Below are 16,731 nucleotides of genomic sequence, written 5' to 3' on the forward strand. Positions count from 1 at the left end.
GGTCGATCCGGGAAGGCTTTCACCATGACCACCCATCGGAAGCGTGGCCTACCCAGACTCGCGGCGATCTGCACCGTCGCGCTCACCGCGACGGCCTGCACCATAGCGGAAGGGGACACCCAGCAGACCCCGTCGCACAGCTATGCCAGCCGCCCGGACCTGGCCCCTCCCGTCGTCGCGCTCGAACAGGGCGAGGCCTGGGAGCCGGACTACGGGACCTCGGAGGAACTCATCTTCCTCACGCCCGGTTTCCCGGACCGACCGCCGACGACGGGCGGCCTGGTGCTGGATGCGTCAGGAGAACCCGTCTGGATCAATCCGGCCGACCCGGACGACTCGCAGGACGACCAGTTCGAGCTCCGGGTCCAGGAGTACCAGGGCGAGCCCGTGCTCACCCTGTATCAGGGAAGCAGCGGCGGCGGATACGGCGACGGCACCTTCACCATCCTGAACCGGTCCTACGAGGAGATTGCGAGCGTTACCACCGGCGGGGATTTGGCGCCCGGCAACGCCGACTTCCACGACTCGACCATCACGCCCCGGGACACCATGCTGATCAGCGCCTACGAGCCGGCCGAGGCGGACCTCTCGGAGCTCGGCGGCCCGACGGACGGCTGGGTCGAGGAAGCCGTGATTCAGGAAATCGATATCGCCACGGGTGACGTCCTCTTCGAGTGGAGATCGCTCGACCACATCCCCGTCGCGGACAGCATCCAGAATTTCGGTGACGCACTGGACGGCGGGGTGCTGCGCACCCAGGACTTCGATAAGGCACAGGACGAGAACGAGGTGGTGGGTACCGAGGAAAGTCCCTTCGACTACCTCCACGTCAATTCGATAGCGGAGGACGACGACGGCATCCTGGTCTCCGCGCGTCACACCAGTGCCATCTACCGGATCGACCGCGCCACGGGCGAGCTGGACTGGACCTTGGGCGGGACGGCCAACGATTTCGAGCTGGGAGACGGTGCCGAGTTCTCCTGGCAGCACGACGCCCGGCGCTCTCCCGACGGCACCCTGACCCTCTTCGACAACGCTTCCAACGAGAACTCCGGGGACAACTCCCGCGGCTTGCGGCTCCAGCTCGACGAGGAGGCGATGACCGCCGCTGTGGTCACCGAATACCTCCCGCCGGAGGACCGCACCGCCGGAAGCATGGCCAACACCAACGAACTCCCGAACGGCAACATCCTGATCAGCTGGGGCGCCCAGCCCTTCTACTCCGAATTCACTGCGGACGGCGCACTCATCTATGACGTTTCGCTCGGCGGGGACGGCAGCTACCGCGCCTACAAGTCTGCGTGGCAGGGCCAACCGGCCACACCGCCGGATGTGGTGGTCCAGGAGAACGACGGCGGCAGCACCGCCTACGTCTCGTGGAACGGAGCCACGGGGGTGGCGCAGTGGCGGCTACTGACGGGTGCCGACGAAGCGACCGCCACCGAAGGAGCAACCGTGGATCGGGAATCCTTCGAAACCGAGATTCCCCTCCCCGAGGACGCAGCCTACGTGGCCGTCCAGGCCCTCGATGCCAGCGGGAACGAGCTGGGTACCGGCGTCGCCGACTGACTCCGCCGGGATTGCCCTGACGAAACGGCGGACCGCCCGAAAAGCCGTGCGGTCCGCCCCGATGAAACCGCCCGGAGCCGTCGTCACAAACCCGCCCGTGACTCAGTGTGACGCCGGCCATTGGCCAACGCTGCCCGAGTCGGTTTGAATGAAGCCATAACCATCCCGAGCGGCCGAGAGACCTGGATCGACGACGCCGCAGCAACCCTCTTCGGATAAAACCGGAGAACGGTGCTACTGCCAGGACCGATGGAGAAGCCAAAAGCTTCGTTGGTCTTTACCCGCCGTGCTGCCGCACGCCCGGGGAAGCTCCGCGTTGCCCTGTGCGCCCCTCCGTCGGGCGATGAGTACAGGAGCCCAACGTGCAGCACACCACCCCGGCCTATCGAGCCGGACACAAGAAGATCGCCCTCACCGCCGTCGCAGGCCTTTTGCTGACCGGCTGCGGAGGTGCCGCGAACGCCGGGGAGGACACCACTTTCGTCTTCGCCACCGGCAAGGACATCTCCTGCCTCGACCCCCACGTGAACGGGGACATGCCCCAGGCCTCCATTGCCGCCAACTACCTGGACTCCCTCGTGTCACAGGATGCGGAGGGCACCATCCACCCGTGGCTCGCCTCGGACTGGGAGGTCTCCGCGGACGGCCTCACCTACACGTTCACCGTCCGCACCGACGTCACCTTCACCGACGGCACCCCGCTGACGGCGGAGGCGGTCAAGGCGAACCTCGACCACATGGTGGATCCCGACACCCAGTCGGGCACCGCGGGAGGCTACCTCAAGCCGTATGCCGGAACCGAGGTGGTGGACGCGGATACCGCCGTCGTCACCCTGAACCGCCCCTATGCGGCGTTCCTCGAGGTGCTCGCGCAGCCGTTCCTCGGCATCCAGTCGCCCGAGGCGCTCAAGCGTCCCCAGGCGGAGAACTGCAACGCCCCGGTGGGTACGGGTCCGTTCAAGATTGTGGATTATGTGCCGCAGTCGAAAGCCACCCTGGTCCGCAATGAGGACTACAACTCAGCCCCGCCATTCGCGGAGCACCAGGGGCCGGCGTACCTCGAGACCATCGAATGGCGCATTGTCCCCGAGGACTCGACGCGCTACGGCCTGCTCCGTGCCGGCCAGGTGGACGCCCTCGACCTCATGCCGAGCGTCCACTTCGACGAAGCCGAGTCCGACCCCGACGTCGAGCTCATCCTGCAGGACCGCCCCGGCAACCCCACCAACCTGATCCTGAACACCACGCGACCACCCTTCGACGACCCCGATGTCCGCAAGGCCTTCCTGCGGAGCGCGTACGTGGATGCCGGCATCAACAGCGTCTACTTCGGCACCGTCACCAAGGCCGGCGGTCCGCTGAGCTCCACCACCACCTTCTACTCGCCCGACTTCGAGGACGTCTACGCCCCCGATCCGGACGAGGCGAACCAACTGCTCGACGACGCCGGTTGGACCGGGCGTGACGACGACGGCTACCGCACCAAGGACGGCGAGCGCCTCACCGTCCACTTCCCCTACACACCGAACTCCTGGCCCACGGCACACCAGGCACTGGTCACACAGATCCAGGCGACCGCCAAGCAGGTGGGATTCGAGGTCCTCATCGAGAACGGTGACGCCGCAACGGTCAGCGAACAGGGCAACAACTTCGAGTACGACCTCCGCGCCGACTACTGGAACACCAACACCGCCGACGTCCTCCGGATCGTCTTCTCCTCGGAATACACCGAGTCGGCCGGCTTCGTGGCCAACGGCTCGGGCTTCCGCAACCCGGAACTCGACGGCATCCTGAACGATGCCCTCGCCACCGACGACGCGGAAACCCGAGAGGACCTCTACTACCAGGCCCAGCAGATCGTCAGCGACAACGCCCTGCAGCTGCCCCTCTACAACCAGGCCAGCCAGGTGGCACTCCGCAGCGACCGCTTCGGGAACTTCGCCCTCGAGCCGAGCCTGTCCCTCCCCTACCTCTACGACGTGACGGCGGTTGACCAGCCATGAGCACCCTCGATTCCAAGCACCTCGATCCATTGAGTGCGGCGCCACGCACGACGGCGACGGCCGGTGCGGCCGGGAAAGTCATCGCCCAACGGGCGGCGGGCAGCATCTTCGTCCTCTGGGCCGCGGTCACGCTGACGTTCTTCGTCCTCCGGCTGACCCCGGGCGATCCGATCACGGCGATCCTCGGCGGGGCCGGATCCTCGCCGTCGCCCGAGACCGTTGCTGCGGTGAAGGCCGAATACGGTCTCGACCAGCCCGTCCTCGTCCAGTACCTCGCCTACCTCGGTGGCCTGTTCACCGGGAATTTCGGCACCTCCTACATCTTCAAGGTGCCGGTCCTGGAGATCCTCGGCCCACAGATCCTTCCCACGTTCCAGCTGGCCGGCCTCGCGCTCGTCTTCGCTTGGATCATCGCTCTGGCCTTCACGCTGCTGACCGTCGGGCGGGGTCGCGTGCTCGATTCCGTGGGCCGCGGCGTCGAGGTCTTCTTCGCCTCGCTCCCCCAGTTCTGGGTGGGCATCATGCTCGCGGTGGTGTTCGCCGTCGTGCTCGGCTGGTTCCCCGTCGCGGGCAATGACGGTTTCCGCTCGCTCGTGCTGCCCGCGCTGTCCCTCGCAATTCCGCTCGCAGGGTTCATCGCCCAGGTCACGCGGGCATCCTTCGAGGACGCACTGGCGCAGCCGTTCATCCTCAGTGCCCGAGCCCGCGGTCTGAGTGACACCGCCGTCCGCATCACCCACGCCCTGCGGCACGCGATCCTGCCGGGCATCACGCTCTCGGCCTGGGCCGTGGGCTCGCTCATCAGCTCGGCAGTGGTTGCGGAGATCATCTTCGCCCGACCGGGCCTCGGCCGTTCCCTCGTGGACGCCATTCTCAACCGCGACCTCCCCATCACCCTCGCGGTGGTGTTCATCATCGCCGCGGTCTACATCCTCGTGAACCTCGCTGTGGACCTCCTTTACCGCGTAGTGGATCCCCGCACCAACCCGAAGGGAAGTGCAGCATGAGCCTGGCACTCGAACCAACGACGACGGCGGGTCCCGGTTCCCCGGCTCCCGCACCTTCCGCCCCGCGCACTCCTTCGCGTGCGGCGCGCTTCCTGCACGGCACGCCGATCGGGGTCTGGATCGCGGGCGCACTGCTCACGTTCCTGGTGCTCGCCGCCGTCGTGCCGTCGCTGTTCCTGCAGCAGGACCCGTACGTCATCGACCCGGCGAGCGCGTTCCAGGCACCCAATGCCGCGCACTTCTTCGGCACCGACCAGAACGGGCGCGACGTGTTCTCCCGGGTCATCGCCGGAACCGGTCAGTCGCTGCTGCTCGGGCTGTCCGCCACGGCCATCGGCCTGATCCTCGGCGGTGCGCTCGGCATCACCGCCGGCGTGTCGGGCAAGTGGCTCGACTCCGCGATCTGCCGCTTCGTCGAGGTGCTCTTCGCATTCCCCGGCCTCCTGCTCGCACTGATCGTGATCGCGGTGTCCGGAACCGGCGTCGTGACCGCGGCCATCGCCGTCGGCGTCGGTACCGCACCCGGCTATGCGCGGATGCTGCGCACCCAGACACTGCAGGTCATCGCCGCTCCGTACGTCGAGACCGCGCTGTCGCTGGGGCGTTCGCGCTCCCACATCCTCCTCCACACCATTGTTCCCAATGTGGTGCGGCCGCTGTTCGTCCTCGTCACGCTCGGCGTGGGGCAGGCGATCGTGTGGGCGTCGTCATTGAGCTTCCTCGGCCTCGGTGCGCAGCCGCCGGCCGCTGAGTGGGGCGCCATGCTCGCCGACGGCCGCAACTACCTCCAGGTCGCCTGGTGGATCGCGGCGTTCCCCGGCATCTTCATCACCCTCGCCGCGCTGACCACCACCGTGGTGGGCCACCACCTGCAGCGCCGACTCGAAGCAGAGGTCTGACCATGACTGCACCACTTCTCGCCATCGACAACCTGAACGTCTCCTTCACGACGCCAAGGGGGCCGGTCGACGTCGTCCGCGACGTGTCGCTGGCCCTGGCGCCGGGCCAGGCTCTCGCCCTCGTGGGCGAATCGGGGTCCGGCAAGACCGTGACAACGCGGACGCTCGTGGGGCTCAACGCCCCGAACGCGCGGGTGTCCGCCGACCGCCTGGAGGTGCTGGGGCACGACGCGTCGCGGCTGTCCGAGCGGCAGTGGCGGCGGCTGCGCGGCAAGGACATCGGGTACGTGCTGCAGGATGCGCTCGTCTCCCTCGATCCGTTGCGGACCATGGGCCAGGAGATCGACGAGGCTCTGCGTGCGCACGGCGTCCGGGGGCGGGACGAGCGGCAGTCGCGCATCTTCGCAGCCCTGCGCGACGCCGGTATCCCCGACCCCGAGGTGCGTGCCCGGCAGCGCTCCGGCGAGCTGTCCGGCGGGCTGCGGCAACGTGCGCTGATCGCGCAAGCCACGGTGCTGAATCCGCAGCTCGTGATTGCCGACGAGCCGACCACCGCGCTCGACGCCACTGTGCAGGCCCAGATCCTCGAGCTGCTTGCGGGCCTGAAGGAGCAGGGGCGCGGGCTGATCTTCATCTCGCACGACCTCGCCGTCGTCAGCCACCTCGCCGACGAGATCGCGGTCATGCAGAACGGGCGCATCGTCGAGTCGGGGCGTGCGTCCGAGGTACTGGGCAACCCGCGGCACGAGTACACGCGGCAGCTCATCGACGCCGTGCCGTCGGCGGCGGGCAAGGGAACGCGGCTGTCCTCGGTGCCGCGGATGTCGGTGGTTGCCCGGCCTTCCCGTCCATCGACCTTTTCGTCCGACGCTCCAGCGCTGGAGGCACGCGGGCTGGTGAAGAGCTATCCGGGGCCGGACGGGACGCGGCGCACGGTCGTCGACGACGTCTCCTTCACCCTGCCGGCGGGTCGGACGCTGGGGATCGTCGGTGAATCGGGCTCGGGCAAGTCGACGACGGCGCGCATTGCGCTGGGGCTGACCGAGCCCGACGCCGGCAGGGTGACGCTGGGCGGGCTGCCGTGGGTGGGCGCTTTGTCGGGCTTTGCCGAAGGGGTCGGCGGTGGTGTTGCTGGTGACGGTGTTTCCGGTGACGGTTCTTGGGCAGGTTCTGATTCTCCTGCAGGGGTGACTGGCTCAGAGAATTCCGCCTTCGGGACCGGAGCAGTTGGTTTTCCGCCCGGCCAGGCGCGTAGAGGCCGTCATTCGGCCGCGCGGGTCGTTGGTGGGACTGGTTCCACCAGTTCCGGCGTCCCCCTCGGCGTCGTCACCGAAGCGCAGCGGCGGCAGCACCGGCCCGACATCCAGCTGGTGAACCAGGATCCGCTGAGCTCGTTCGATCCGCGGTTCAGCGTGGGACGGGTCATCACCGATGCGCTCGATGCCGGCTCGGTGGGCACTGCGGACGAGCGGACCGATCGGGCGGCGTCGCTCCTCGAACAGGTGGGGCTGCCGCTCGACCTCGTCAACCGTCGTCCGCTGACCCTCTCGGGCGGCCAGCGGCAGCGGGTCGCGATTGCGCGGGCGCTCGCCCTGCAGCCGCGGGTCCTGCTGCTCGACGAACCGGTCTCGGCGCTCGACGTCTCCATCCAGGCGCAGGTGCTCGACCTCCTCGCCGACCTGCAGGAGCAGCTGGGCCTGAGCTATCTCTTCATCAGCCACGACCTAGGTGTGATCCACCATGTCAGCGACGACGTCCTCGTGATGAAGGACGGCCGCGTGGTCGAGGCGGGCACGGCGTCGTCGTTGTTCACCAACCCGACTACCGACTACACCCGGGCGCTGCTCGCGGCCGTTCCCGAAATGCCGGCGCGGGTCCTACCCTCCACTCCAGCACAAGGAGCAGCATCATGACCACGCAGACCATCGACCTTGCAGTCACTACCTCTTATGCCTCACTCGCGGTGCGGTTCCGGCCGCTGTTCGAGCAGATCGCGTCTGGTTCCGCCGAGCGCGAGACGGACCGGACACTGCTGCACGAGCAGGTCCGACTGCTTGCCGACGCCGGCTTCGGCGCACTGCGCGTGCCGCGGAAGTACGGCGGCGCGGGCGTTTCTGCGCCCCACTTCTTCCGGCTGCTGATCGAGCTGGCCGCGGCGGAATCGAACCTTGCGCAGGCGTTGCGCTCGCACATCGCGTTCGTGGAGGACCGGCTGTATGCCGACGACGGCGAATGGCTGAGCCGTGTGGCCGCCGGCGCACTGCTCGGTAACGCGTGGACGGAGACCGGACCGGTCGCCGTCGGTGGCGTGAGCACGACGATCGAGCGCGACGGCGATGCGTACCGCGTGAACGGCACGAAGTACTACACGACGGGGAGCCTGTATGCCGACTGGATCCAGACGGGTGCGCGGACGCCCGACGGCGTCGACATCATCGCGCTGGTGCAGCGCGATGCCCCCGGCGTGGAAATCATCGACGACTGGGACGGCTTCGGCCAGCGGCTGACGGCGAGCGGTACGACGGTGTTCACCGACGTGCGGGTGCCGCTTACAAATGTCCTGGTCGAAACCGAGCATGCGCCATACAACACGGGGGTGTACCAGCTGATCCATGTGGCGACGCTCGCCGGCATCGCGAAGGCAGCAGTGCGCGACGTCGCTGTGGAGGTGCGAGGGCGGACGCGGACGTTCAGTCACGGGAGCCAGGTGCGGCCGAGTGAGGACATCCAGATTCAGCAGGTCGTCGGAGAGGTGTCGGCACTGGCGTTCACCGCGGAAGCTGCGGCGCTGAGGGTGGCGGAGCAGTTGCAGGAGGCGTTCGAGGCGCAGGAAGATTTGATTGCTTGTACTGCGGATGGAGCTGACGGCGCTGTCCGGGTAGCTGGAGACGGGGAGGCCAGGGCTGCTGCGGACCGGGCCGCGCTCGACGTCGAATTCGGCTCCTCCCAGGCGCAGATCGTGGTCACCGAGCTGGTGCAACGCGCGTGCACCACCATCTTCGATGCGTTGGGGGCGTCGTCAACGCGGCGCGGGCTGCAGCTGGACCGGCATTGGCGGAACGCGAGGGTGATCTCGTCGCACAATCCGGTGGTGTACAAGTCGCGGGTCGTCGGAGACTGGGAAATCAATGGGACCGTGCCGAACTTCGTGTGGCGTGCGGGGACGGCCAGGCCTTCCGAATAGGGGTCATGGGCGGGTGCGGACGGCAGCCCCCGCCCATGACCGGTGGGGGTTAGGGCCCTCGATGATTCGCACCTACCGGGCAGACCTTGTTTTCAGCGTGCTGCTGTTTCAGTGTGCTGCTGCCAGGAGAGCTTCGGCTGCCGACTGTTCGCCCTGTGCCAGGCCGTCCAGTTTTTCGGCCAGTGCCGCGAAGGCCATCGATCCCTGCCGCTTCCCTCCGGAACTCTGCCCAGGAGGGCCGGAACGCACCTGGTGCGGACCATTCATCCCCGGAGAGAAACTCCTGGACCTGGGTCAGTGCTGAAACGCGGAGGGCGCCATCGGCGAGAAGTGCGGGCCATCCCTTTTTGGTCCGTGTGTTCCGTAGGCGATCGGCCCAGGTCCGCATTCCTTCGACACCGAAGTTCCTGTTGAAACGCTCGGGAATCCCCTCCTGGCCCTTTGTGCCCAGCAGCGCCACCGCAGTGTCCCGGAGCGCGGCTCGGGCGTCGGATTCGTGGGTGGCAGGAGTGCCTGAACCTTCACCAACGACATGGGCCTGCCAGTGACCGTCCGCTTTCCGGCTCGCCCTGGCCGCAGCAAGGTCAGCAGCACTGACGGTCCAGACCCGGCCGGCGCCGTCGAAAGGAACTGAATCATCTACCCGGAGGCCTGACCTCCTTTGCCTTCTGCAAACCGGAAGCGTGGGTACCGGTGAGAAGGTCAGGCGCTGGGTTCGCCTTTACCCAAGGGTAGGACTGAACTGCCGTCCCGGCAATCAGCTGTTGTGGTGCCATCCTCCTGTGGAGGAATAGTGACACTAATCCCCCTCCACAATGGCCCGAATTCGCTCGATAATAGTACACATATTCGATAGAATTGGGCATGGCCGTCGCACCGCTCGAGTAGCCCGAAGAGAGTGAAACTTTGCTGGAATCGATGCGGTCCGACCTCCTCGATTTCGGGAAGGAAATGGCGGGGAGTTACCTGACGCTCAGCAGGCGTGAAGTGGTGCAGACGCTCGTGAAGATCGAGGAAATCGCCAAGCTCGTGGACTATCTGCAGGTGGTTGCCGCTCGTGCCGTCCAGGATCAGGACATCGCCACCACCGGAGAGCGGCAGGCGACAGGCTCCCTCCTCACACGGGCGGAGCGAAGTATCTCCGAGCGAATTTCCGGTGGTGCCTTGGAAAGCACGACAGAGGCTGGCCCTGAGGGTGGTTTCGGTAACGCCGGGCAGCAGAACAAGTCCTCCGCGCTTCCGGAATTCAAGAACTGTGCCGACTACCTGCGGGCAAGACTCGGCATCAGCCGCAGCGAGGCAAACCGCCGCTTGAGGCTGGCGGATAACATCTTGCCCGACCTTGCCGGATGTGGTGCCGCAACCGCCGCCCCGATGGTTGCGTTGGGCTCGGCGCTGGGTTCCGGCTTCGTGATCGGACGCGCCGCTTCCATCATCTGTGATGCGGTGCAGCGGGTTCAGTCCTTCGCGACGCCACTGCAGCTCGACTCGATGGAGCACCACCTCACTCGGCAGGCGGTGGAATCGGATGAAGACGTCCTTCGGGTGCTCGCTCGTCGGTGGGAGGGCGTGCTGGATCAGGATGGACAGGAACCCACGGAGAAAGTGCTCCAGGCGCGGCAAGGAGTCTTCCTCAAGGGCAGGCGTAACGGCTTGCATTTCATGGAAATCGGCGCCACCGACGAGCAGTTCGAGCACCTGGTGACGGTCATGAACACCGCTACCAACCCGCGGGGAAAGACTCCGGACACCGCAAACCACGCGGCATCAGGTGGCTCACGCGGTGCCACCGATGTGTCGGACAGTACCGCGGAGGCAGATCCATGCCGCCCCACCCGGCCGCAGAACCTCCTCGATGGGTTGGTTGCGGCCTGCAGGATCGCCCTGGCGACAGACAGCCTTCCCGCAGCAGGCGGCCATCGGCCTCAGGTGATGGTGACCATCAGCTATCAGGATCTCGTGGGTGAGACGGAACGCGCGGGTCATGCAGTGTTCGGGCAGCAGATCAGCGCCCGCAGCATTCGCAGGTTGGCCTGTGACGCAGACTTGATTCCGCTGGTCCTTGGCGGCAAGGGCCAGATCCTCGACATCGGAAGATCACAGCGGCTCTTCCCGCCACACCTGCGGCGAGGACTTGTCGCGAGGGACAAAGGGTGCGGATTCCCGGACTGCGCAATCCCGGCAACCTGGTGCGAAGCCCACCATATTGTTCCCTGGGCCAAGGGCGGAACAACGAATATCAATGACGGCGTCCTTCTGTGTTCACGCCATCATCACGTCATTCACGAGGGCAACTGGACCGTCGAATCGCGGCAGGGCATCCCGTGGTTCGAGCCACCGAAATACCTCGACCCTGGCCGAACCCTTCGAAGGAACAGGTTCTGGCAAGTGGAGGCAGCAGTCCATGAGCAACTCCTGTACGACGACCACTGATTTTCTACTGTCCGGGGTTGGCGGCGAGGCTAGAGCATCCACCGAGGCGACCTGCCAACCATTCCGCACCACGAGTTGAGCAGAGAGATTTTCGGCATGTTCGGTGAGCAGTACGGACTGATCAACAACATCCTCGGCAGCTTCGGGATCGACCCGATTCTGTGGAAGAACGAAACACTCCCGGGCCACATCGCGATCGCCACCATGGTGTCCGTGATCGTCACTGCCTCCATTGGCGGACTCCAGATCTTCACCAAACCACGCCTCTTCGACCCCGTGGCTGCAGGAGGCACCCAGCGCCAGTTCCAGACCACGGTGCTCTACCTCCGGGAGATGGTGTTCCAGCGGCAGAACTTCTGATGGTCGCCGTCATCGCTACCATGGCCATCCCCACCCAGCTCGGCATCATGACAGCATGGACGGACTTCCTGTGGCCGCTGCTCGTCCTCGACGCCAACAATCCGACCCTCCAGACGGCGCTCAGCCAGCTACAGTCAGCACGGTACGTCGATTACTCGATCGTCCTCGCCGGAGCCGTCCTGACAACACTTCCCCTGCTGGTGCTTTTCGCCCTCGCAGGGAAACAACTCATATCCGGAATCATGCAAGGAGCAGTGAAGGGCTAATGCCACACAGAGCGATTGAAACAGCACAAGATCACGGGACCTGGCCCGAAGGGTTCCTCTGGGGATCGGCCACAGCCGCAGCCCAGGTGGAAGGGGCAAGCCACGACGGCGGCAAGGAGGACTCGGTCTGGGATGCCTTCGCCCGAATCCCCGGCGCCATCGCCAACGGTGACAACCTGAAGGACGCCGTCCAGCATTATGACCGCATGCCCGAGGACGTCCGGATCATGAAGGAACTGGGACTCGGCTCATACCGCTTCTCGACCAGCTGGGCCCGGGTACGGCCCGGAGACCGCGCAGCAAACGCTACGGGCCTCGACTTCTACTCACGCCTTGTGGATGAACTGCTCGACGCCGGCATCCTCCCCTGGCTCACGCTGTACCACTGGGACCTTCCGCAGGCACTCGAGGAGAAGGGCGGCTGGGCTAACCGGGACACCGCCTTCCGGTTCGTCGAGTACGCGAACGATGTCTACTCAGCACTTGGCGACCGCGTCCAGCACTGGACCACGTTCAACGAGCCGTTCTGCTCCTCGCTGCTGGGCTACGCAGCCGGAGTGCACGCCCCCGGCCGCCAGGAGCCACGTGCCGCCGTCGCCGCCATCCATCACCAGCATCTTGCCCACGGCCTTGCGGTGAACGAGTTACGCTCCCGCGGTGCCCAGCACCTCGGCATCACGCTGAACCTCAGCAACTCGATTCCCCGCGACCCTTCGGACCCCGTCGACCTCGATGCGGCACGGCGGTTCGACTCCCTACAGAACCGCGTTTTCACCGACCCGATCCTGCGCGGCGCCTACCCGGAAGACACCCTCACCGACCTCGAGCCGTTCGGCATCCGCGACGTCATCCAGCCGGGCGACCTCGAGATCATCGGCACTCCCCTCGACTTCCTCGGCGTGAACCACTACCACGACGACCTCGTCAGTGGTCATCCCGAGGACGAGGGCAGCGACGGCCACTCCGGCGGAGCCGACCGGCCGACGTCGTCGTGCTGGATCGGATCGGAGGACATCACCTTCCCTAGCCGCGGCCTGCCGCGCACCGCCATGAACTGGGAAGTCAATCCGGACGGCCTCCGGAAACTCCTCCTCCGCCTCGGCGAGGAGTACCCCACCCTGCCCCCGCTCTACATCACCGAGAACGGCGCGGCATACGACGACGTCGTCAGCAGCGACGGGGCCGTCCACGATCCGGAGCGCACCCAGTTCGTGCTCGACCACATCTCCTCCGTCAAGGACGCTATCGACCAGGGTGCGGACGTCCGGGGCTACTTCGTGTGGTCGTTGCTGGATAACTTCGAGTGGTCCTGGGGCTACGGCAAGCGGTTCGGGATCGTCCGGGTCGACTACGACTCCTTCAAGCGGACCATCAAGGACAGCGGCCATGCCTACGCAGGCGTCATCACCTCGGCCTCGAAAAGAACGCACCCGCCAGCTCCGGCGAGCGCTTGAACTGACCCTGACCTACGACGGCGGTGCGCATGCCCAGCTGACCACGTCCATCGGGGCGGACTGCCCGAGCGTGGTCACGATCAGTGGGACGGACGGCTGGCTGCGGACGTCCGCTCCCCTGTTCAATCCCGGTGAACTGATCATCCAGCCCCGGCAGGGAACCCTGCGGACGGAGCAGTTCGACGTCTTGGGCCATGGTTTCAGCTATGAACTGCGCGAGGTCATGCGCTGCCTGCAGGCCGGGTTCACCGAAAGCGCGGTAATGCCGCTCGGCGACACCGTACGGGTGATGGACCTGCTCGGCGACGGGCAGGCCTACCCCACCGGCCCCGCGTAACCCAGTGCCCTGCTGGCATCCGCCGCAGCCTGCGCCACCACGGGTCCGAGCCGTGCGGCGTCGCCCTCGGTGATCCGCTGCGTGGGAAAGCCCAGACCGAGGGCCGCGGTCAGCTTCCCTGTGTGATCGAAGACCGGCGCACTGATGGAGCCGACGTCGTCGTTCCGCTCGCCGAAGGCTGCATAGTAGCCCTGCGCACGGGCGAGGTCCGCCTGCTCCCGCAACCGGTCGAGATCCCCTGGCGTGGAACCGGTGAAACGCTCGAGGTGCGTGGGCTCCACAGCTTCCCAGGCCTCCGGGTCGAAGGCTAGGAAGATTTTTCCCGGAGCACCGGCGTGGATGGGCATCACCATGCCGACCAGGAATGGGCGCATCACCACATGCCGGGTTTCGGCCACCGCGACGATTGTCCGGAAGGCGCCGTCACGCGTATAAAGGGACGCGGTTTCACCGGTATCGTCGCGGAGCTGCTGGAGCACCGGCTTGATCAGCCGGACGATGTCGAGGCCGAAGGTGCCCGGCGTCGCCCATCGGACCAGGCCGATGCCGATGCGGTAGCGGTCTCCGTCACGGTCCAGGAATCCCTCGTGCAGCAGGCTCTGAACCAGACGCTGGCAGGTGCTGGACGGAAGCCCCGTGGCCCGGATGATGTGCTGCAGCGTTGGCTCGGGCTGCTCGATCGAGAAGCAGTCGAGGATATTCGTGACCTTGCTCAGCACAAGGAGCGGTGAGGCTCCCTGCGGTTGTTTCGGCGCCACGACATGCCTTTCCTCCGGATCTTTCCTACTTGAGCGGCCCCTACTTTACCCGTTCCACGTACTCCTCTTCGGCAAGCAGGCAAATGTGATAGTTGACACGCCCAGCCTACAACCCACATTATGGGTTGGGAACCCGCTAGGCGGGTCTTCCATTCCAGACACGACGATGTGGAGAAATCATGAGCACCTCGGATGTAACCGCCGAAACCGAGACCGAGCCGAAGCGCCCAGGCTCATCACGTATCGGGCTGATTGTCCCCAGCTCCAACACCACGATGGAAACCGAACTGCCCGAGCTCTTCCGGCGCCAGTCCGAGGCAACCGGTCACAAGTACACCTTTCACTCGGCACGGGCCGGCATGAAGAACGTGAACCGTGAGGAACTGCTGGCCATGGTCGGCAAAGCCGCGGGCTGCGCCGAGGCAGTATCGGACGCCGACGTCGACACCATCGCCTACGCCTGCCTCGTCGCCGTCATGGCACAGGGGCCCGGAGCACACGTGGAATCCGAGCGCGTCATCGCCGATGCTGCAGCAGGAAACGGACATCCTGCTCCGGTCACCAGCAGCGCCGGCGCCCTGGTGCGCACGCTGCAGGAGATGGGCGCCAAGAAAGTCGCCATGGTGACGCCCTACATGAAGCCCCTCACGGGCATGGTCGTCGACTACATCGAAGGCGCCGGGATCACCGTCCTCGACGCAACCAGCCTCGAGGTGGACGACAATCTCGCCGTGGGCTGCCTCGATCCCCAGAACCTGCCGGACATCGCACGCCAGCTCAAGCGCGAAGGCGCCGACGTCATCGTGCTGTCCGCCTGCGTCCAAATGCCCTCACTTCCCGCGGTCCAGGCTGTCGAGGACGAGCTCGGCCTGCCGGTCATCACGGCAGCCACAGCAACGACGTACGAGATCCTCAAGGCCCTCGGTCACCAGCCGGCCATCCCCGGCGCGGGTAGCCTGCTCGCCGGAAACTTCATCCCCGCCGGCTCCAAAGCGTAGGGACAAGCGCCATGTCGATGTCACTCATCGCTTTCGCAGTCCTCATCGTCGCCTTCGCCATCGGCTCCTTCACCAGGATCAACGCCGGACTCATCGCCGTCGTAGCGGCTTTCGGCGTCGGCACGCTCCTCGCCGGCCTACCGATCGCCGACGTGATCGCCCAGTTCCCCGCCGGCCTGTTCTTCATCCTGGTGGGCGCCACCCTGCTTTTTGCGATCGTGCGGATCAACGGCACCATCGACCTGCTGGCCTACTGGGCTGAACGGCTGGCCGGCGACCGCAAGATCCTCGTCCCGATCCTGATGTTCCTGCTCACCGCCATCCTCGCTGCTGCAGGCGCCTTCACCCCCGCCGCGATCGCGATCGTGGCACCGGTGGCTCTTGCCCTGGGGATGCGGTTCGGCATCAGCACACTCGCAATGGGCCTGGTCGTGGTGCAGGGCGCGAACGCCGGCGCGTTCTCGCCGGTCAACCCCTTCGGCGTCCTCGCCAATGTCATGCTCGATGAAGCGGGCGCCTCCGGCGATGCGCTCAAGCTGTTCCTCTACTGCTTCCTCTTCAATGCGGTACTCGCCGCTATCGCCTACGTCCTCGTGCAGGCGATCATGCACCGGCGTGGCGTCCGGAAGGCTGAAAAGGAGAGGAACGACGTCGAAGGACGGAGTGGTTCCACGCCTGCAGGTTCCGGCACCGGTTCCGTAAGCGATTCCGGCACTCCGCTGGCGGGCGCTCCCGCACGAACCGATACCGCCCTCGCCACCCCCGAGGAGCCCGCGAAAAGCGGGCCGGTCAAAGTTGCAGCGACCCCGATGCGTATCCTCACCCTGGCGGGGATCGGCGCACTCCTCTTCCTCACCACCGTCCTCGGCCTGGACGTCGGAGTAGCGTCACTGGTGATCGCCCTGGCACTGATCTTCGTGGATTCCTCCGTCCAGAAGCCAGCGGTCGAGAGCATGCCGTGGTCCGCCATCATCCTCGTCACCGGCATCGTCACCTATGTGGGCATGCTGGAGGAGATGGGGGCGCTGGAGGAACTGCAGGCAGGCATCGAAAGTCTCGGCAACAGCTCCGTTGCGGTGCTGATCACCGGTTACGTCGTGGCCATCGTGTCGGCGTTCGCCTCCACCACCGGCACCCTCGGAGTCGTCAGTCCGATCGTGACGCCCCTCGCCATGGATCCGCTGCTGACCCCGATCGGAGTCGTCACCGCCATCGCCATCAGCTCCTCCGTAGTGGATGTGAGCCCGATGTCCACCAGTGGCGCACTGCTCATGGCCAGTGCCCAGCCCAAGGACGAACGCCTTTTCTTCCGGGCGCTGCTCCTCTGGGCTATCGCGATGATCGCCGTCGTGCCGCTGCTCGTCTGGTTCGTTTTCGTCCAGCTCGGCCTCGGCTGACCGAACGATCGACGAAAGGAGGGCGCCCGGGTACACCCGGGCGCCCTCCTTTGTCAGGGGCGCTTC

At 66.1% G+C, this 16,731-nt stretch carries 12 protein-coding genes, 2 pseudogenes and 1 riboswitch; of the genes and pseudogenes, 13 read left to right on the forward strand and 1 reads right to left on the reverse strand.

What is annotated here, in order from left to right:
* Window positions 1-24 precede the first annotated feature (24 nt).
* The 11 genes and pseudogenes from IWX65_RS05225 to IWX65_RS05275 all read left to right on the forward strand — a co-directional run bounded on the left by IWX65_RS05225 (window position 25) and on the right by IWX65_RS05275 (window position 13,512).
* Window positions 25-1,569, forward strand: a complete 1,545-nt coding sequence (locus tag IWX65_RS05225; protein WP_196881397.1) for an arylsulfotransferase family protein — start codon at window positions 25-27, stop codon at window positions 1,567-1,569.
* Window positions 1,570-1,726: 157 nt separating this feature from the next.
* A riboswitch (SAM riboswitch) is annotated at window positions 1,727-1,825 on the forward strand.
* Window positions 1,826-1,931: 106 nt separating this feature from the next.
* A complete protein-coding gene (locus IWX65_RS05230) occupies window positions 1,932-3,572 on the forward strand; it encodes an ABC transporter substrate-binding protein (protein WP_334683675.1) in 1,641 nt (546 codons plus the stop codon).
* On the forward strand, window positions 3,569-4,579 hold the full coding sequence (locus tag IWX65_RS05235; RefSeq protein ID WP_196881398.1) for an ABC transporter permease: 1,011 nt from the start codon (window positions 3,569-3,571) through the stop codon (window positions 4,577-4,579). Before IWX65_RS05230 ends, IWX65_RS05235 begins: the two co-directional genes overlap by 4 nt.
* A complete protein-coding gene (locus tag IWX65_RS05240; RefSeq protein ID WP_196881399.1) occupies window positions 4,576-5,478 on the forward strand; it encodes an ABC transporter permease in 903 nt (300 codons plus the stop codon). The genes IWX65_RS05235 and IWX65_RS05240 overlap by 4 nt, the downstream gene beginning before the upstream one ends.
* A gap of 2 nt (window positions 5,479-5,480) precedes the next feature.
* The gene (locus tag IWX65_RS05245; protein ID WP_196881400.1) at window positions 5,481-7,391 is read left to right on the forward strand and encodes a dipeptide ABC transporter ATP-binding protein; all 1,911 of its coding nucleotides are present in this window, start codon (window positions 5,481-5,483) and stop codon (window positions 7,389-7,391) included.
* Complete coding sequence (locus IWX65_RS05250) at window positions 7,388-8,662, forward strand: acyl-CoA dehydrogenase family protein (protein ID WP_196881401.1); 1,275 nt, start codon at window positions 7,388-7,390, stop codon at window positions 8,660-8,662. Before IWX65_RS05245 ends, IWX65_RS05250 begins: the two co-directional genes overlap by 4 nt.
* Before the next feature lie 906 nt (window positions 8,663-9,568).
* Window positions 9,569-11,095, forward strand: a complete 1,527-nt coding sequence (locus IWX65_RS05255) for an HNH endonuclease signature motif containing protein (protein WP_196881402.1) — start codon at window positions 9,569-9,571, stop codon at window positions 11,093-11,095.
* Window positions 11,096-11,191: 96 nt separating this feature from the next.
* A pseudogene (locus tag IWX65_RS05260) lies at window positions 11,192-11,452 on the forward strand (sugar ABC transporter permease); the annotation flags it as partial.
* A pseudogene (locus IWX65_RS05265) lies at window positions 11,431-11,721 on the forward strand (carbohydrate ABC transporter permease); the annotation flags it as partial. The pseudogenes IWX65_RS05260 and IWX65_RS05265, both read left to right, overlap by 22 nt.
* On the forward strand, window positions 11,721-13,175 hold the full coding sequence (locus tag IWX65_RS05270; RefSeq protein ID WP_196881403.1) for a GH1 family beta-glucosidase: 1,455 nt from the start codon (window positions 11,721-11,723) through the stop codon (window positions 13,173-13,175). The pseudogene IWX65_RS05265 and the gene IWX65_RS05270, both read left to right, overlap by 1 nt.
* The gene (locus tag IWX65_RS05275; RefSeq protein ID WP_196881404.1) at window positions 13,108-13,512 is read left to right on the forward strand and encodes a hypothetical protein; all 405 of its coding nucleotides are present in this window, start codon (window positions 13,108-13,110) and stop codon (window positions 13,510-13,512) included. The genes IWX65_RS05270 and IWX65_RS05275 overlap by 68 nt, the downstream gene beginning before the upstream one ends.
* Here the strand turns inward: IWX65_RS05275 and IWX65_RS05280 are convergent.
* Window positions 13,491-14,270, reverse strand: a complete 780-nt coding sequence (locus tag IWX65_RS05280) for an IclR family transcriptional regulator (RefSeq protein WP_196881405.1) — start codon at window positions 14,268-14,270, stop codon at window positions 13,491-13,493. The two genes, IWX65_RS05275 and IWX65_RS05280, sit on opposite strands and share 22 nt — an antisense overlap.
* A 179-nt stretch (window positions 14,271-14,449) precedes the next feature.
* Here IWX65_RS05280 and IWX65_RS05285 point away from each other — a divergent pair, with 179 nt between their 5' ends.
* On the forward strand, window positions 14,450-15,268 hold the full coding sequence (locus IWX65_RS05285; protein ID WP_334683677.1) for a maleate cis-trans isomerase family protein: 819 nt from the start codon (window positions 14,450-14,452) through the stop codon (window positions 15,266-15,268).
* 11 nt (window positions 15,269-15,279) lie between these two features.
* Window positions 15,280-16,665: an SLC13 family permease gene (locus IWX65_RS05290; protein WP_196881406.1), complete on the forward strand. Its 1,386-nt coding sequence runs from the start codon at window positions 15,280-15,282 to the stop codon at window positions 16,663-16,665.
* Window positions 16,666-16,731: the final 66 nt, after the last annotated feature.

Origin of the sequence: Arthrobacter sp. CAN_A214 (assembly GCF_015751955.1) — a bacterium.
Classification (GTDB): domain Bacteria; phylum Actinomycetota; class Actinomycetes; order Actinomycetales; family Micrococcaceae; genus Arthrobacter_D.